General features: G+C 40.7%; 20 protein-coding genes. 4 read left to right on the forward strand and 16 right to left on the reverse strand.

The features are described from left to right. Positions 1-27: 27 nt before the first annotated feature. From NR125_RS05740 to gpr, 3 genes are all read right to left on the reverse strand, one after another. On the reverse strand, positions 28-372 hold the full coding sequence (locus tag NR125_RS05740; RefSeq protein WP_009333023.1) for a YqxA family protein: 345 nt from the start codon (positions 370-372) through the stop codon (positions 28-30). 17 nt (positions 373-389) lie between these two features. After that, positions 390-1,595 carry a stage II sporulation protein P gene (spoIIP, locus tag NR125_RS05745; protein ID WP_009333024.1) on the reverse strand — a complete coding sequence of 402 codons (1,206 nt, stop codon included), beginning with the start codon at positions 1,593-1,595 and terminating at the stop codon, positions 390-392. A 69-nt stretch (positions 1,596-1,664) separates the two neighbouring features. Beyond that, positions 1,665-2,792 carry a GPR endopeptidase gene (gpr, locus tag NR125_RS05750; protein WP_009333025.1) on the reverse strand — a complete coding sequence of 376 codons (1,128 nt, stop codon included), beginning with the start codon at positions 2,790-2,792 and terminating at the stop codon, positions 1,665-1,667. A 236-nt stretch (positions 2,793-3,028) separates the two neighbouring features. On the opposite strand from gpr, the gene rpsT reads away from it, so the two are divergent. Further along, positions 3,029-3,295, forward strand: a complete 267-nt coding sequence (rpsT, locus tag NR125_RS05755; RefSeq protein WP_009333026.1) for a 30S ribosomal protein S20 — start codon at positions 3,029-3,031, stop codon at positions 3,293-3,295. A gap of 141 nt (positions 3,296-3,436) precedes the next feature. Here the strand turns inward: rpsT and holA are convergent, their stop codons facing one another. Continuing rightward, positions 3,437-4,474, reverse strand: a complete 1,038-nt coding sequence (gene holA, locus NR125_RS05760) for a DNA polymerase III subunit delta (RefSeq protein WP_009333027.1) — start codon at positions 4,472-4,474, stop codon at positions 3,437-3,439. A gap of 357 nt (positions 4,475-4,831) precedes the next feature. Here holA and NR125_RS05765 point away from each other — a divergent pair, with 357 nt between their 5' ends. Further along, entirely contained in the window at positions 4,832-4,966 is a 135-nt protein-coding gene (locus NR125_RS05765; RefSeq protein WP_019382872.1) for a YqzM family protein, read from the forward strand. Between the two features lie 134 nt (positions 4,967-5,100). On the opposite strand, the gene NR125_RS05770 is transcribed toward NR125_RS05765, so the two are convergent. The 3 genes from NR125_RS05770 to NR125_RS05780 form a co-directional block, all read right to left on the reverse strand. Then, on the reverse strand, positions 5,101-7,431 hold the full coding sequence (locus NR125_RS05770; RefSeq protein ID WP_192907769.1) for a DNA internalization-related competence protein ComEC/Rec2: 2,331 nt from the start codon (positions 7,429-7,431) through the stop codon (positions 5,101-5,103). A gap of 67 nt (positions 7,432-7,498) precedes the next feature. After that, positions 7,499-8,062, reverse strand: a complete 564-nt coding sequence (locus NR125_RS05775) for a ComE operon protein 2 (protein ID WP_009333029.1) — start codon at positions 8,060-8,062, stop codon at positions 7,499-7,501. Positions 8,063-8,177: 115 nt separating this feature from the next. Continuing rightward, on the reverse strand, positions 8,178-8,816 hold the full coding sequence (locus NR125_RS05780; RefSeq protein ID WP_009333030.1) for a helix-hairpin-helix domain-containing protein: 639 nt from the start codon (positions 8,814-8,816) through the stop codon (positions 8,178-8,180). Positions 8,817-8,905: 89 nt separating this feature from the next. Between NR125_RS05780 and comER the strand changes: the two genes are divergently transcribed. Then, positions 8,906-9,730, forward strand: a complete 825-nt coding sequence (comER, locus tag NR125_RS05785; RefSeq protein WP_256814798.1) for a late competence protein ComER — start codon at positions 8,906-8,908, stop codon at positions 9,728-9,730. Positions 9,731-9,817: 87 nt separating this feature from the next. On the opposite strand, the gene NR125_RS05790 is transcribed toward comER, so the two are convergent. From NR125_RS05790 to NR125_RS05825, 8 genes are read right to left on the reverse strand one after another with little or no spacing between them, the layout of a single operon-like run. Beyond that, positions 9,818-10,567: a class I SAM-dependent DNA methyltransferase gene (locus tag NR125_RS05790; RefSeq protein ID WP_009333032.1), complete on the reverse strand. Its 750-nt coding sequence runs from the start codon at positions 10,565-10,567 to the stop codon at positions 9,818-9,820. Continuing rightward, complete coding sequence (rsfS, locus tag NR125_RS05795) at positions 10,564-10,920, reverse strand: ribosome silencing factor (RefSeq protein WP_009333033.1); 357 nt, start codon at positions 10,918-10,920, stop codon at positions 10,564-10,566. Before rsfS ends, NR125_RS05790 begins: the two co-directional genes overlap by 4 nt. Positions 10,921-10,924: 4 nt before the next feature. Next, positions 10,925-11,491 carry a bis(5'-nucleosyl)-tetraphosphatase (symmetrical) YqeK gene (yqeK, locus tag NR125_RS05800; RefSeq protein ID WP_009333034.1) on the reverse strand — a complete coding sequence of 189 codons (567 nt, stop codon included), beginning with the start codon at positions 11,489-11,491 and terminating at the stop codon, positions 10,925-10,927. Further along, positions 11,481-12,050: a nicotinate-nucleotide adenylyltransferase gene (locus NR125_RS05805; protein WP_009333036.1), complete on the reverse strand. Its 570-nt coding sequence runs from the start codon at positions 12,048-12,050 to the stop codon at positions 11,481-11,483. Before NR125_RS05805 ends, yqeK begins: the two co-directional genes overlap by 11 nt. A 40-nt stretch (positions 12,051-12,090) precedes the next feature. After that, positions 12,091-12,381, reverse strand: coding sequence for a ribosome assembly RNA-binding protein YhbY (gene yhbY, locus NR125_RS05810; protein WP_009333037.1), 291 nt, complete (start codon positions 12,379-12,381; stop codon positions 12,091-12,093). After that, complete coding sequence (gene aroE, locus NR125_RS05815) at positions 12,375-13,214, reverse strand: shikimate dehydrogenase (protein WP_009333038.1); 840 nt, start codon at positions 13,212-13,214, stop codon at positions 12,375-12,377. Before aroE ends, yhbY begins: the two co-directional genes overlap by 7 nt. A 47-nt stretch (positions 13,215-13,261) precedes the next feature. Then, positions 13,262-14,368 carry a ribosome biogenesis GTPase YqeH gene (gene yqeH, locus NR125_RS05820; RefSeq protein WP_251156156.1) on the reverse strand — a complete coding sequence of 369 codons (1,107 nt, stop codon included), beginning with the start codon at positions 14,366-14,368 and terminating at the stop codon, positions 13,262-13,264. A 3-nt stretch (positions 14,369-14,371) separates the two neighbouring features. After that, positions 14,372-14,887, reverse strand: coding sequence for a YqeG family HAD IIIA-type phosphatase (locus tag NR125_RS05825; RefSeq protein WP_009333040.1), 516 nt, complete (start codon positions 14,885-14,887; stop codon positions 14,372-14,374). 529 nt (positions 14,888-15,416) lie between these two features. Between NR125_RS05825 and NR125_RS05830 the strand changes: the two genes are divergently transcribed. Then, the gene (locus NR125_RS05830) at positions 15,417-15,557 is read left to right on the forward strand and encodes a sporulation histidine kinase inhibitor Sda (RefSeq protein WP_009333041.1); all 141 of its coding nucleotides are present in this window, start codon (positions 15,417-15,419) and stop codon (positions 15,555-15,557) included. 74 nt (positions 15,558-15,631) lie between these two features. Here the strand turns inward: NR125_RS05830 and NR125_RS05835 are convergent, their stop codons facing one another. Beyond that, positions 15,632-16,408, reverse strand: coding sequence for a phosphatidylserine decarboxylase (locus tag NR125_RS05835; RefSeq protein WP_009333042.1), 777 nt, complete (start codon positions 16,406-16,408; stop codon positions 15,632-15,634). Between the last annotated feature and the right edge of the window lie 27 nt (positions 16,409-16,435).

Consider the following 16,435-nt stretch of genomic DNA (forward strand, 5'->3'; position numbering starts at 1 on the left):
AAAAATAAGGCTGCCCTCTTGAGCAGCCTATTTTCCGGTTATTAAGTCTGTAATGAATGCGACCGATTTTTCTGTCAGCTCTGATAAACCTTCGGATATACTTTTTCCCAGAGATGAAAAAAAGTTATATGCTTTCATCTCTTCAAGCTTTTCTTTTTTCTGCTGAAGATCATGGCTGGACAGATCATTCCCCAGGACAGATGCCTGCACTTCACCTTCATTGGTTTCATTTAAGGTTAGGGCACTTTTGAAATCTTCGTCATGGAAACCCTTCATTCTGTGGATTCCTTCATTTGCCTGCTGCATTCCAAATAATACTGAGACAAACATAAGGGCTGCCAGAAAAAGAGCTTTTAGCATAAATATTTTCATTCCGCATCATCCTAATACTATTTCTTTTCAGATTCACCGCCAGCTGATGAATTTACTTCCTCGGCCTGCCAATAATATTCACTGAACACTTCTGCGATTGCTTCTGCCGAACGGTTTAATTCTTCAAACGTATTATCAACTCCGCCAAATTCAATGAGAATGGCATTTCCCGATAAATCCTGATTGAAGTTGCCATTTGTCCCTGCACCTTCCTTTTTCATGATTCCCCTGCTTAACCCTTTGTACTTAACGTTCAATCTATCATGCAGCTCTTTCGCAAATTTTAAGTTCTTTTCATAGTTCGGGTTATTTCCGCCAATAATGAAAGCTAATTTGGCATAAGACTCTCCGTTTATTTCTTTCGTTGTATCTTTTTTTCTTTTTGAATCACGGTGAATATCGATTAAGTAAGACAAATCCCGGTTGGACGTAATTGCAGCCTGAACAACTTCTCTGGATTCCTGATAGGAGCGTCCATACGTTAATCCTTTCTTGCTTAAATTCCCCTGGATATCCGTTTTGTCGACAAAGGTCCCTATTCCTTTGCTCTCCATCTCTTCTTTAAGCTTATCACCAATCTTAGTAACGTTAATTTTGGAATGATAGGCTGCATCAGGATTGGTTACACCCTTTAAATAAGGAAGATAGGATTCAGTATTGTGCGAAAAGTAAATATAGACCGGTTTTTTATCACCTGTTGACATCGGCGGTGTTTTCGATTGTTTCGAATCACCGTCAGGCTCAAGTCCTTCGGTGTTTTGCAGGGCTGCTTCCTGTTCTGCCATCAGCACTTCGATAGGAGGAGAAGATTCCACAGGCATGTTTGTATAATCCGTTCCTTCACCAGCAACAAGAATCTTACTGTCATAAATAGAGAAGAATGGAAGCTCCCTTCCCAAAAGGCTTCTGGGATCATCCAAATTGACATTTGTGGATAGCTTAAAAACCAAATTGGCAATGCCCGGGGGAGAACTGGTTTCAGAAACCCCCTGGAGAAATGAGTGGTTTTCCCATCCAAGAAAATGATAAAGCATTTCTCCTGTCAGGCTGTTCGCGGCAGAATTAACTGAGGAGGAGCTGATTCTGTATTCCGGCTTTAATGAAGTTAATGCTCCGCTTATTGAAAATATCATAAAAAGAAAAAGCAAAAATCCGCCTATGGCTTTCAGCAAGCTTGTCCCTTGAATGGTTACTACAAGTCCGTTCGATTTAAAAGGTTTCATTGTTCCACCTCTCCTTGCTAGTCTAGTAAATGTTATGACTTTGCTAGAAAAGATAGAACATGTTATTTCCTATCTGGTATAAAAACCGGCATTATCCTGATTCACTTTTTGATGGAGTGCTGCGTTCAAACCGTTAGCAATTAAATTTGACATATCTTCAATAAATACATCCACTTCCTTTGGAGTCACCATAAGGTTGTGGCCCAAAGGAGACAGGACTTCATAAATAAGCTTCCGCTTCTCCTCTTCAGGCAAGGTTCCAATCATGCCAAGGAAGGTTTTTCTATGATGTTCTTCCGGCAGGTCTTCATCTGTCAGCTTCTTCTTCTCTCCAAAAGTCATTCCTGCAGGAGCCAGGGCACGTGATGGACGTCCGCCTTCTTTCATTTCCTTACCGAAATGCTTGAGGATGTAATCAATTGTATCGCTTGTAATGGACACAGCATCAACAACGGTTGGGATGCCAATCGCTATGACAGGTATCCCTAAAGTTTCTTTGCTGATTTCTTTTCGTTTATTCCCGACACCAGAACCAGGGTGAATTCCTGTATCCGAAATTTGAATGGTAGAATTGACTCTTTCAATTGATCGGGAAGCAAGAGCATCGATTGCAATGACAAAATCGGGCTTTGTTTTTTCAACAATGCCATAAATAATGTCACTTGTTTCTATCCCGGTCAGGCCCATCACTCCCGGGGAAATAGCACTTACTGGCCGATAGCCTTCTTCTACACTTTCAGGCTGCAGCTGATAGAGATGCCTTGTAATAAGCAAGTTTTCACATACTTGCGGACCCAGTGCATCGGGAGTGACATTCCAATTGCCCAGACCGACAATTAAACAGGATGCATCTTCATTGATTCCCAGCTGCTTAATAAATTGGGAGAACTCACTCGCAAATACAGACTCCACTTTGTGCTGCAGCTCCGTATCCTGCTGGCGTATGCCCGTCACTTCAAGGGTCAGATATTTTCCCTCTTTTTTCCCCAATGCCTCTGCACCTTCTTTTGTTACTTCAACAAAAGAAATTTTTATATCATTTTCTTCTTTTTCTTTAATTATTACGCCTTCTATTTGGGAGAGATTCTCCTGCTGATGAATATTGTCTTTCTGCCTGTCGGAAATAACCATTTCCCTGGCTTCAATGGCAAGGTCCGTTCGGACTGAGTATTGGCTTAAATCTATTGATTCCTTCATATTTATCCCTCACATTCTCAGCTATTGGAAAATAACACACATTATACTAAAATTCGGATATATACTATCATTGCCTTTAAAGTCCAAAAACATGCAGAATCGCCTCCAGCAATTTTGATTACAGAGTATTGCATTATGCCCCCGTGTTTGATAAAATATCACTTGTTCTTAATTATTGTTAATGAATGTGAATGTCGAGTTATAGAATCTCGATGCTTTTTCAGGAGGTGAATGGAATGCCAAACATTAAATCTGCTATTAAGCGTGTTAAAACTAGCGAAGCTCGCAACGCTCATAACGCTACAGTTAAATCAGCAATGCGTACAGCTGTAAAGAAGGTTGATGCTGCAGTCGTAAACAACGATGCTGCTGCTGCAACTGAATCTTTCGCTGATGCTGCTCGTAAACTAGACAAAGCTGCTGCAAAAGGTCTTATCCACAAAAATGCTGCTGCCCGTAAAAAGTCTCGTTTAATGAAAAAAATGAACTCTTTAAACGCTTAATGTTTGAAGATATCGGCTATCTTAAGGGATAGCCTTTTATTTTACGTAAAAAAGCGGTCCAGTTGGACCGCTTTTTTACGTAATCAGAATTACTAATTTTGTCTCAACACTCAAGGTGCCGGAGGCAGAAACGTTATTTCTTTATGGATTTTTTCTGAGAGCCTGACTTTGCAGACGAAACAGGAACATTTCAATCAGCATGGTTTTATTCATGCCTCCAGTTTTCATTTGGTAATCTGCATCAGCAAGCAAGCTTATAATCGCTGCAAGTTCTTCGTCTGCAAACATCTGCGCCTGTCCAGCTGCAAGTTTCACCCGGAAAGGATGAATCTTTAAGTAGCCGGCAATCTGCTGCTGGCCGTAGCCTCTTCTCGCAAGCTCCTTCACCTGATAAATCAATCTGAACTGCCCTGTAATAACAGATAAAATCTTAATGGGTTCTTCATTTTGCTTTAATAAATCATAATAAATTCTCAGGGCTTCTTCTATTTTGCGGTGAACAACTTTGTCTACAAGGGAAAAAATGTTTTGCTCCAATGACCTTGATACCATTTTCTCTGCCATTTGTTCATCGATTCGCTTCGTGTCATTCGCATATAAAGCTAATTTATCGATCTCGTTTGTCAAGATAAATAGGTTGGTGCCTGCCAATGTCAATATTAGCTCAACTGCCGATTCATCAATCTGCACGCCATTAAGTGCTGCGCGTTCCCTGATCCAGGCTTTCAATTCTCCTTCATTTAGTTTCTTTGCTTCAAGGATTGCAGCCGTTTTTTTCAATTGTTTAGTTATTTTTTTCCGGTCATCCAGCTTTTCTGCAGCTGAGGAAAATACCACCACTGAATACGGGGCAGGCTCTTTCATATAGGCTTCCAGCTTTGACAGATTATGCTCCTGTTTAGCCTTCGATTTTTCTGATGTTAAAAAAACTGGGTTATGTAAAAAGATCAGTCTTCTTTCCCCCATAAACGGAAATGTCTCCGCATCTTCAAGGGCTGTATCGATTGGGGTTTCCTCAAGGTCATAAGAGGATAAATTAAAATCAGCTTCATCTTCGCTTAGCACATTGTTGATCAGAAGCTGCTTCGTTTCGTTTATAAGATAAGGTTCTGTTCCATATAATAAGTAAATAGGAGCAAAACTTTTTGCTTTTATCTGCTTCCAAATATCAAAAACCAATTTCTTTCTCTCCGTTCGCCTTACATTATATTCACTTTATTGCAGTCTAACGGGCAGGGATAAAGCCCCTATCCCGCTGATTGCATGTTCACTATATATCCTAAAGAACCAATGCCAATTTGACAAGACATAAGAAATTGGCGCCCAGAAGAACGCCAATTTCCAATCTATATAGAACGCTGCCGCCTGAGGCCCGGGATACTCAGGAAGCTGCGGTGCACCTTTGTTCTATTATTTTCCCCTTGATGTGCCGGCATATTTGTGACAACTCCTGCTATTGCAGGAAAAGGGCAGGGGAACTCTAGATTTTTTTATTTGAATGACTTATACTATATAAGGAAATAGGAGGGGTAGACTGTGAACGAATTTGAAAAGAACGTCCAAAGCAAACGTAATGATGCCATCGACTCTGGAGTAGGATTCATCGTATCATTCGGTTTCTTCGCAACGTTATTTGTTATTGCAACAGTCATTAAATTTTTAGGAGCTTAATGGCTACATAAAGTAAGTAATTGTGTCATACCTCTGACACATCGAGGCTGCCTCAGCAGTCTCTTTTTTTGTGGCTGTGAGTGATAATAGGCATTGAGAGTATGGAAAGGGAGCTGAAGCATTTCTAACATATACTATGGATGCTGAACGGAAAAGGTTCCTGAATTTCCTTTAAAAACATAGTTAACCGCCCCCTGCTTATCGGTTCTCAGAACATGCACATTAATGTCTTTAAGCCTGCCCGTTACATCATTATGAGGATGCCCATACCTGTTGTTTCTGCCTGCAGAAATAACGGCAATTCTCGGCTTAACAGCAGCCAGAAATGATTCTGTTGTGGAGGTTTTGCTTCCATGATGTGCAATCTTTAAAACATCAATTTTCAAATTGGGATAAGCTTTTATAAGCTGACTTTCCCCCGTTTCCTCCAAATCTCCGGTAAACAGCCAGTTAAGGCCACCCACTTTGGCAAAAAGGACAATAGAGCTATCATTTTCCCCTGTATACACGTCCCCCATCCGATCTCCAAATGGAGACAAAACTTGAAATACGGAATCTCCTTTTGACCAGTTATCTCCAGCTTTAGTGAATACAATATTGCTTTTTTTTAATTTAGCCTGAACAATCAAATCCTTTTCAGCCTCTGAAATTTCCGCTTCCTGCGAAAACACAACAGACTTTACCCTCATTTCCCTAATCACAGCTGATGCTCCTCCAATATGATCCATATCCCCGTGAGTCAAAAAAAACTTATCTATTTTACTGATCCCTTTGCTTTTCAGAAAAGGCACTACTGTATCCTTTCCTGTTTCATAAGGATCACTTCTCACCCTCCAATCCTCAGTGTCAAACATAAGCGTGCCTCCTGCATCTATCAGATAATTCCCTCTTCCATATGGAAGCTTTATCAGAATGCTGTCACCCTGTCCAACATCTATAAATGTAATTTCACCTGCAGGAGTAAACACATTCGACCAGTACTGAATTAGTATGGCAAGGATTGGAAGCACACCGCTCCTGATAAGAGCCTTTTTATTTTTTGACCTTTCCCAGCCTGCAAAGAATGCGGGAATCAGGAGCAGATAGACGATCAGCATAATCAGGGATGGCCTGCCAAGAACAAGGGTCGAGTTAGGAATAGCCGAAAGCAATTCAGCAATCCAATTTAGAAAGCTGATAAGTCTTTCAAATACATTGAGCAATAAAACTGCTTTCCCCTCTGTTAATAAATCAAAAATGAAGAGAATCAACACCACCGGAAGGATTATGAAAGAATATAAAGGCACAAAAATCAGATTGGCAATTATGGAAATAATCGATACCTCATAAAAATGCCACAGAAGGATCGGAATGGCAGCCATCTGGCAAACAAAAGAAACTGCCAGGATAGCAGCGTATGATTCAGAAAATCTTTTGAGGATGATGGGAGCTGAGAGAATAAGCGATAGGGCGACAGCAAACGACAGCTGAAACCCGGCATTATAGATGATATAAGGAGAGATAAAAAGGTAGCCAATAAACACAATAGAGATAACATCAGCTAATTGAATAGGTGCCTTCAGCTTCTTTGCGAGCAAAACCACAAGCATCATAAACACAGCCCGCAGAACAGATGGTGCTGCCCCTGTCAGGATGGCATATAAAGGCAAAACCAATAATAAGATGCTGGTCATTTTTTCTCTGGTGATTCCGGCACGTACACCAGCAAGAAAGAACATCCCAGCTAGCATACCTACATGAAGGCCGGATATCGCAAGCAAATGGATAATTCCGATTTTCTGATAAGAAGCAATAGTAGCCTGATCAATAAAATTACGTTCGCCGAATATAAGGGCAATAGCCAGTGGAGCTGATTGTTCAGGAAAATGGTCCAGGAGATAATTAATTCCCGTTTCTCTTATTTTTAAAATGGTTAATACAAGGCTGCTTTTACGGTAACTGCAATCAGAGAGGTTTAACTGTTCCATTTCGAGGATCCAAAAGATGCTGTTGTGGTTTAGATATTCCTGATAGCTGAAGGAATTAGGATTGGTGGATGTTGGAGGGGTCTGTAAGGTGCCATTTACCCGGCATGTCATACCTGTTCCCAGGTTGTCTGTAAGGGTCTTTTTTTCTGCTTCGGATTTAATTTTATACCTGGCTGCCAGCTTTTCTTTTTTATCTGCTAATTCAATGAAGACTGTAAGAAGATCTCCATCTATTTTTGCAGATTCTTTCATTGTTACTTCGAACTCGCTCTCATTTCCGGAAAGGCTTGTCCTGTTGTGTTCGGATGCAAATTCACTGCGCATGATAAAGGCAAGGAAAATCACTATCATAATGGCAGCGTTATAGGATGATAAAATATTTCTTTTTAAGAGGAAAAAAGTCAGAAGAAAAATAACGATAGCAATAGCCGGATGAAAAAAAGATGTCAAAATTCCCAGCAATGAGGCAGCAGCCGCATAGATCCATCTGCCTTTCATATCATTTGCTCCTTTATTTTTTTAGAAGGAGTAAGACCTTCATTTCAGGTGTTACTCCTTGAATGTTTTATTTCTCGAAAAGCTTGTCCTTTGTTTCTTTATAGCTTTTCACCAAGTCCCTATCTTTTCCGCTTTTTTCAAGCTCATTTATTAATTCTTCTATAAAATCATGTTTTTCTTGTTTGCTGTCATCAAAGGACACTTTTTCTGCTATTACCTGTACTGTTTTCACTCCAGCCTTTTCAAAGAGCTCAATTCCATATGGGTGATTTTTATAATCCTGTGCGTAATAAACAGTTTTAATTCCCGCCTGTATGATCGCTTTGCAGCATTGGAGGCATGGAAAATGAGTTACATATATTTCCGCATCAGTTGTAGGTACCCCGAATTTTGCACACTGCAAAATCGCATTCATTTCCGCATGAATGGTTCTGACACAATGGTTATCAATAACATAGCAGCCTTCATCAATACAATGTTCACCGCCCGCAATCGATCCATTATAGCCTCCGGCAATGATCCTCTTATCCCTTACAATGGTTGCGCCTACCGCAAGCCTTGTACAAGTGCTCCTCAAAGCAAGCAAATGGCTTTGCGCCATAAAATATTGGTTCCAGGAAATCCGATCCATCTTGCAGTCTCTCCCCTTCCGTCTTTTGCACAGGCGTATATGCCCTTAATTCAAAAACAAGCTTTTTCTCTAAATAAGTGTAAGCCTCATGCTCGCTAAGGTCAATGGAATGAAATTATTTTACACTAATATGTTCTTTGAGTTTTTCAAAGGTTTTCTCTCCTATCCCTGATATTAATTTCAAGTCTGCAACATCCTTAAAGGGTCCATTTGTCTCGCGGTGTTCAATTATGGCTGCGGCCTTAGATGGGCCGATTCCCGGCAGCATCTGCAATTCTGATTCATTGGCTTGGTTTAAATTTATCTTTCCATTATCCTGCTGGCCTCTCGCCTTTCCATCTTCGACCGTGGCCTCCTCGAGAATTTCACCCTTTTCTGGAACATATATGACCATTTCATCCGTAATATTGAGGGCAAAATTGATTTTAGTTCCATCTGCTTTATCTGTCAGTCCGCCTGCTTTTTCCAGAAGGTCTATCACCCTGTCACCTTCTGCCGCTTCGTATACTCCCGGCTTTTGTACAGCTCCTTTAATATCTGCCTTCATTGGCTGTGGCATCTGTTCTGCCTGTTCATCACCTTCTGTTTCCATTTCTTTATCATCATCTTCCTTTTCATTTAATTGAACTGTCTGTTCAATCTCAGGCAATAATTCAGCCTCTTGAACAGGCATGAAAAAATAATAGAGGAAGGCAGCCAGTGCAATGGCGGCTCCTAAAGCGTAAATTTTATGTGTTTTTATCCATTGAGCCATTAAGGATCAATCCTTTCTTTTTGGAATAAATGTGTTTTTGATACATATCGTTATATGAGAGAGCTTGCTTTTGAAGGAGGGATAAAGCAATGAAAATCGGTATAATTGGCACAGGTAACATGGGGAGAATACTGACCGAGGCTTTCCTCGATGGCGGAACCGTTTCCCCATCCTCCATGACAATTACCAATCGGACAGCGGCAAAAGCGATGGATATAAAGGAAACTCATCCGGATATTACAGTTTTAAATAACGCAAGAGAGGCCGCACATCGTTCTTCACTTATCTTCATTTGTGTAAAGCCTCATGATGTGTATAATGTCGTTCAGGATATTTTGCCGTCCCTGTCAAAAGATAAATGTGTAGTTTCAATAACCAGCCCTATTAGTGTAAAACAGCTTGAATCTATTCTGCCCTGTTCAGCAGCCAGGACGATTCCAAGCATAACAAATCGGGCCTTATCGGGGGTTTCGCTTTTATCATTCGGTGAACAGTGCAGCGAGCATTGGAAAGGGATACTTCATAAGCTTTTTGAAAGCATCTCCACGCCTGTCTTTATCGAGGAAAATATTACACGGGTTTCTTCAGATATTGTCAGCTGCGGACCTGCCTTTTTCAGCTATTTGACACAGCGCTTCATCAACGCGGCAGTTGCAGAAACGGAGATTGATAAAGAAACAGCCACAAAGCTTGCAGGAGAGATGCTGATCGGACTTGGGGATTTACTGAAAAAGGGATTTTATACATTGCCGACATTACAGGAGAAGGTATGCGTCAAAGGAGGAATTACAGGAGAGGGAATTAAGATTCTTGAAAGCGAGCTTGGCACAGTATTTGAGCACTTATTCCAGGCAACACATTCCAAGTATGACGAAGATCTTATTGAGGTAAAGAAACAGTATTCTCTCCATTAGCTATTCGATGTTAATGGAAATAATCCTTCTTTTTTCTAAAAAAAAAAAAAACAGCCGGATTGCTTCACAGTCCGGCTGTAATATATATTAGTTCCTTTTCTTTGCAATAAAAATGATTCTTTCAGCCTGACTGCCTGGAGGGCCCTCTTCAAAATCTGCTGAAATGTCTAGCAGTTCAAATCCGCATTCTCTAAGCCAATTTTCATATTGATCAATAGGATACGTACGCTGGAAGTGAAGTTCGTCATAGCGGTCATACTTTCCGGTTTCTTCTTCCAGGACAAAAAATGAAAGATCATGCTCCACAGAATTAGGATATTCACCCTGATAGCTGTGCCAGATATATGAAATTTCCTCATCATTTTCAGCAAATGTCTGGTTCATAAATATCTGCATGATTTTATAAATGGAGTGAACATCAAATATAAAAAGACCATCCCTTTTCAAATGGGCGTGGGCCCTCATGAAGGTGTCCTTCACCTCTGATTCCGTCTTCAGATAATTTAAAGAATCACAAAAAATGCCAATAATGTCAAATTCACTGAATCCTTCAAGTTCAGCCATGTTTTGCAGGTAAAAGGGGATTTGCAGACCGTTCTGTTCTGCCTTTGCCTGTGCAACAGCCAGCATATCCTCTGATATGTCCACACCAGTAACATCATACCCCTGTTTACTTAGCCTTATAGAAAGCTGGCCTGTGCCGCAGGCAAGGTCCAACAGTTTTTTTCCGGGCACATTAAATTCCGCATGCTTTTCATTGACCAATTTAATCCAGCTGTCATAAGGAACATCTTCCATTAGCCTGTCATAGAGATAAGCGAACTTTCCGTAGCTCATTGGTTAAGCATGCCCTGAACGTTCTCGACCGGTGCATCGCCCCAAAGTCTTTCCAGATTATAGTAGCTTCTTTCATCCTTATGGAAAATATGAGCAACTATATCACCCATATCGACTAGAATCCACCTTGCTTCATCAAAACCTTCCATCCTTTTAACAGCAAACCCGTGTTCTTCAGATTTTTCTTTCATTTCCCGAGCAATGGCCTGCACTTGTTTATCTGAGTTGCCGTGGCAAATTACAAAGTAGTCCGAAATCAGAGAAATGCCTTTCATATTAAGTACTGTTATATCTTCTGCCCGTTTATCGTCTGCTGCTTTAACTGCTGTCATCAGCAATGTATTTTCATTCATCTAATCAGTCCTCCTTATTCATTACAAGGTCATTATAAGTTTGAAAGGACGCTGGAAAAACCGGCTGCCCTTTTTTCATTAAAAACATGATGGTATTTTGGACGGCCTTGATTAAGGCTTTGTTCAGATTTGTCTCCGCTAAATCACGCACTTCACCAACACCTGGAAAGTGCCTTCCAGGTTCAATATAATCTGCAAGATATATGATCTTTTCAAGAAGCACCATTCCCGGCCTGCCGGAAGTATGGTACCTTATAGCATCCAAAACCTCTTTATCATTAATTCCTGCTTCCTTCTCCGTCAGAAAAGCACCGACGGGAGCATGCCAAAGTTCACTATTGTACTCCAAAAGCTCACTTGGCATTCCTTCCTTAATGATAATTTCCCTCATCTCTTCCTTAGGGCGAAACTTAGCATAATCATGAAAAATAGCCGCCAGTTCCGCTTTCTTTGTATCAGCACCATATTTCGCTGCAAGGTTAATGGCTGTTTCCATCACTCCTACTGTATGAAGGTAGCGATGTTCAGTCAGCTGTTCCTTTACAATTGCAAGAGCCTGTTCACGATTCATATAAATGATTCTCCTTTATATAACTCCGTATAGCATCCGGTACCAGATAGCGAATAGTTCCGCCTTCCTTTACACGGCTTCTGATCATACTCGAGGATATCCCCATTTCAGGAACGTCAGCATAAAGAATCGGATACGAAGTCTGCAGATTGTAAGATGGCCGCCTCACTCCTATAAAGGTAATCAATTCAAGAAGTTTGTCAATGTTATGCCACTTGGGCAGATACTCAACCATGTCAGCTCCAATAATAAAATAAAATTGCTTTTGAGGATAGTTTTCCTTCAAAATCCTGATTGTATCGTAGGTAAATGAAGGACCATCGCGCTCCAGCTCAATCAATTGCAATTTAAAGCCGGGATGGCTCTGCAATGCCAGTTTCAGCATTTCTGTACGATCACCGCTGCTCACATTATCAGACCGCTTTTTATGGGGAGGTTCATGGTTCGGCATAAACCAGATTTCATCCAAACCATGAGAAGACATTACCTCATTCGCGATAATGAGATGGCCTAAATGAGGCGGATTAAAGGTCCCTCCAAGTATGCCTACCTTTTCCATTTACACTCCTCCATGCTTTCCAGTTTTATGCTGAAGAAATTTACGGCAAGTCGATTTGTTTGTTTTCTTTCGATTCTTTATATAAAACAATTATATTCCCGATGATTTGTACAACATCAGCCTTTGTACCTTTTGACAGCTGCTGCGCCACCGTATCCCTGTCTTCTTCACAGTTTTGAAGGACTGAAACCTTTAATAATTCACGGGCTTCCAGTGCTTCTCCAACTTGTTTAATCATATTTTCATTTACCCCGCCCTTTCCTACTTGGAAAATCGGGTTTAAATGGTGGGCTTTTGATCGTAAAAAACGTTTTTGCTTTCCTGTTAGCATGATAATCCTCCCAGCTGATTTAAAACTTTATGTCTCATTCTTTCAATGTCAGGTCCAATACCAGTCCACATCTCGAAAGCAAGTGCACCCTGATATACAAACATATCGATTCCATTCTGAATTCCCGCACCCTTTTCAGCAGCCTCAGTCAGAAGCTTTGTTTCAAGCGGGTTGTATATGATATCACTGACAAAGGCTCCAGGCTTAAGCTTATGTACTGAAAGCGGGCTTTGGCCAATTTCCGGATGCATCCCTATCGATGTAGTCTGAACTATTAGATCGTATGTCTCGAGGCTTCCTTCTGCGTCCGGTCTGCTCAGCACTCGCGCCGGGACACGGAAAGGGCAATCATTTATAATTTGTTCCGCCCTCTTTGGAGTCCGATTGCAAATATCCAGAAGCTCAGGACCTTCTTTGGCAATTGTAAAATAAATGGCTCTTGCAGCTCCGCCCGCCCCCACTATGAGCACTTTTTTGTCTTTAATTGATTGTTTTTGATTCAGCAGGCCTTTTACATACCCGCTCCCATCCGTATTATAGCCTATTAGCTTTCCGGTTTGATTGACTACTGTATTAACTGCTCCAATAGCCTCTGCCAGGGGATCCAGTTCATCTAAAAGAGGGATGATAGCCTCCTTATGCGGTACTGTAACATTAAATCCCGCAATGCCCATTGCCCTGAACCCTATAATAGCATCCGTCAGATTTTCCCTTGATATATGGAATGCCTGATAATGTGCATCAAGACTGTAAGCGGCAAATAGATCATTGTGCATAGCGGGGGACATTGAATGGGAAATCGGATCCCCAATCACCCCAAACAGCTTTTTCAAAATTCCTCACCCCTTTTGAAAAGCGTAAGCAGCTGCAGGTTCACAGCCTAAATTAAAGACTTCCTTATCATGGCATGGACACCTTTAGGAACATATGCAGCTACCTTGGCCCCGGCTTCATTTACTGTAATCCAGCCAAGCCCTGAAAATACTATATCTGTTTTTGGTTCTTTTATTGTGAATTCATGTTTCACAAGCTCCGGGAAGGTTTCCATTTGTTCCTCCCTTGGCGGTGTGAGCATCTCTCCCGCATGATTCCGATACAGCTCATCGGCCTTTTCAGTTTTGGTGCGGTGAATAGTTAGTTCATTGGAGAAATGGCAAACAAATGAACGTCGGCCCCCGGCAATGTAATCAAACCTTGCCAGTCCGCCAAAGAACAGGGTCTGCGCTTCATTCAGCTGGTAAACCTTAGGCTTTATTTCCTTTTTAGGTGTTATAACCTTTAAGTCCCTTTTATCTACATAATGGGCCATTTGATGATGGTTTATTATACCTGGCGTATCTACTAAAGCTTTTCCGTCAGATAAAGGTATTTCGATAATATCAAGGGTTGTGCCAGGAAAGTGGGAAGTTGTGATGACATCGCCCTCACCTGTTACTTCCTTTAATATACGATTGATGAATGTGGATTTACCTACATTTGTACACCCTACTACATACACGTCTTTTCCTTCCCGGTAATGATCGATAGCTGCTGCAATCTCGTTAATGGAGTACCCTTTCGCAGCACTTGCCAGATAGACTTCTTCCGGTTTCAGTCCCAACTGTTTTGATTCCTGCTTCATCCAGTTAATCAGCTTGTTTGTTTTCACCGACTTTGGAAGAAGGTCAACTTTGTTTCCTACAAGCAGGATTTTATTGTTGCCTACAAAACGGTGGAGCCCAGGAAGCCAGCTCCCGTTAAAATCAAAGATGTCCACAATCTTCACGATAAGTGCATCACTTTGTCCAATTTCATTCAGGATCTTAAGAAAATCATCATCCGTCAAGCTTACATCCTGAACTTCATTATAATGTTTCAGCCTAAAACAGCGCTGGCAAATAATCGTTTCCTTCTGCAGAGCTGAATGAGGAGCATAGCCCAGCTCATCAGGATTTTCTGTTTGAACTTTTACTCCACAGCCTATGCAAACAAATTGTTCTTCACTCACTTCTTAATCCTCCCACTGAATCATTCCCTTTTTTCTGAACCAATTTAATATTCGTCTTTCCACAAGCCGGTTAAATTTTGTAAAAAATCCGTCAGTCTGAGCGACAGGCACGACCAAAATAGTATGGAAGCCGCTTCTGTTTCCCCCCAGGACGTCAGTCAGCAATTGATCACCAATCACAACTGTTTCTTCTTTTCTCAGCCCCATCTCTGATAGGGCTCTTCGGAAGGCCCTGCCCATTGGCTTTCTTGCCTGGTAGATAAATGGAATATCGAGGGGGTGGGAAAAAGCCTTAACCCGATTTTCATTATTATTTGAGACAATGGTAACCTTGATGTTACTTTGCTTCATTTCTTCAAACCAGCTAATCAGCTTCGGTGTTGCATTTGGCCTGTCCCATTCGACTAGTGTATTATCCAGGTCCGTGATAATTCCTTTAACTCCTTTTTCCTGTAAACTGTGGGGAGTAATTTCAAATATACTTTTAACATGCTGATCAGGCAAAAAATGCTTTAACACTATATTTACACCTCAATCATAAATTCTTATGGTCCAACAATATTGTTTCTGAATCCTCAAATACCGCTCGGGCTTTAATAATAATTAGTTTCAGCAGTGTTTTCACTATTGAAAAACACCGATTTCATCATACCCAATTTCATCTGCTCTTTCAAAATAAAAACCGGAGGATACAATCCAGCTGTTCTATTTTATACGATTCCACAAAATGGGGAAAGACACTCAAAGCTCAGTAAATTTCCATGGAATAGATATTATTTATCCTTATAATAAAAATTTTTCGACAAAAAACAACTGCCCTTCAACCCTGTGGATAACTTTATGCACATAATCCAATATGATTTTTATACTTTTTCCCTTTTTATAAACAAAATAATCACAGGTTATCCACTGTTTCCTGTGGATAAGAGAACAGTTGTTCTAATCGTTTAATTTTGCTAGAGTAGGGGTACAACATAAAATCTTACATTATATGTATAAAATAATTCTTTTAGAACTGAAATATCAAGTGCCTGGAGGTGGGACAGGAATGCGTAAACTGTCAGATGATTTACTAATCGAATCATATTATAAAGCAAAGGAACTGCAGCTTAGCAAAGACTTCATTCGTTTAATCGAAACAGAAATCCACCGTCGCTCACTATCAAACAGAATAAAAGTTACTTCTTAAAAATGGACAAGCCCTTAATAGGGCTTTTTTTATTCTCCATATTCATTAAAAACTGAAATAAGCGGCCCAAACATTCACAATAGCGTCCCAATCCGCTCCCCTACTTTAATGTGAGCAGGAGTCCTGATTGACTTTTCAAGTTCGAATTTCCCTTGCTCAAACAGGAGAATGACAGTAGAGCCAAACGTAAAATAGGCCATTTCCTTTCCTTTTTCAAGCTGATCCCCTTCATGTATAAGTTCAATGGAATTTACAAACATAGCGCCAACCTTCACAATCGCGATTGCTGCATCTCCATGCCTCACCTCAGTTATGCTCCGATAATTTTTGGAAAGTGTATCTCTACCATATTTTAATCCCCATTTGTTGACCGGATAAGACTTCAGCCCAAGAATCCATTGATCTGCTACTTTTCCAGTGACCGGGCTGTGTATCCTATGATAGTGGCTCGGACTTAAATAAAAGATCATATAAGTGCCGCCTGCATATTTTCCTGCTTTATCTTCACCCAGCATCTCAGAGATGGAATAGTTTTTTCCTTTTACTGTAATAACACGGTCCTTCCGGATACTACCAACATCTTCGATAACAGCATCTACAGGACTGACTGCCGAGTTAGGGCTCAGATCTGTAACTCTTGCACCTTCTTTAAGCCTTCTAATGAAAAAATCATGCAGTGTTGGATATTCATTCAGGCTTTTTTCCATTTCACTTTCATTTATATTATAAACCCTTGAAAATGACGGAATGACCCGCCTGCTCAAATTTGATTTTGCAAATTTCTGCAGTATCCCGGATGTCCATCTTCCATTTGTCAATTCAATCAGCAGGCGATATACAGGTTTTAACAAACGACATGCCCCCTAAAAAAATATGTT

It is taken from the genome of Cytobacillus sp. Bac17, assembly GCF_024519925.1.
Taxonomy (GTDB): domain Bacteria; phylum Bacillota; class Bacilli; order Bacillales; family Cytobacillaceae; genus Cytobacillus; species Cytobacillus pseudoceanisediminis.

Coding starts and splice junctions, on each gene's coding strand:
- NR125_RS05740 (WP_009333023.1), bottom strand. CDS start 372: ATGAAAATATTTATGCTAAAAGCTCTTTTTCTGGCAGCCCTTATGTTT.
- spoIIP (WP_009333024.1), bottom strand. CDS start 1,595: ATGAAACCTTTTAAATCGAACGGACTTGTAGTAACCATTCAAGGGACA.
- gpr (WP_009333025.1), bottom strand. CDS start 2,792: ATGAAGGAATCAATAGATTTAAGCCAATACTCAGTCCGAACGGACCTT.
- rpsT (WP_009333026.1), top strand. CDS start 3,029: ATGCCAAACATTAAATCTGCTATTAAGCGTGTTAAAACTAGCGAAGCT.
- NR125_RS05770 (WP_192907769.1), bottom strand. CDS start 7,431: ATGAAAGGCAGATGGATCTATGCGGCTGCTGCCTCATTGCTGGGAATT.
- NR125_RS05775 (WP_009333029.1), bottom strand. CDS start 8,062: ATGGATCGGATTTCCTGGAACCAATATTTTATGGCGCAAAGCCATTTG.
- NR125_RS05780 (WP_009333030.1), bottom strand. CDS start 8,816: ATGGCTCAATGGATAAAAACACATAAAATTTACGCTTTAGGAGCCGCC.
- comER (WP_256814798.1), top strand. CDS start 8,906: ATGAAAATCGGTATAATTGGCACAGGTAACATGGGGAGAATACTGACC.
- NR125_RS05790 (WP_009333032.1), bottom strand. CDS start 10,567: ATGAGCTACGGAAAGTTCGCTTATCTCTATGACAGGCTAATGGAAGAT.
- rsfS (WP_009333033.1), bottom strand. CDS start 10,920: ATGAATGAAAATACATTGCTGATGACAGCAGTTAAAGCAGCAGACGAT.
- yqeK (WP_009333034.1), bottom strand. CDS start 11,491: ATGAATCGTGAACAGGCTCTTGCAATTGTAAAGGAACAGCTGACTGAA.
- NR125_RS05805 (WP_009333036.1), bottom strand. CDS start 12,050: ATGGAAAAGGTAGGCATACTTGGAGGGACCTTTAATCCGCCTCATTTA.
- yhbY (WP_009333037.1), bottom strand. CDS start 12,381: ATGCTAACAGGAAAGCAAAAACGTTTTTTACGATCAAAAGCCCACCAT.
- NR125_RS05830 (WP_009333041.1), top strand. CDS start 15,417: ATGCGTAAACTGTCAGATGATTTACTAATCGAATCATATTATAAAGCA.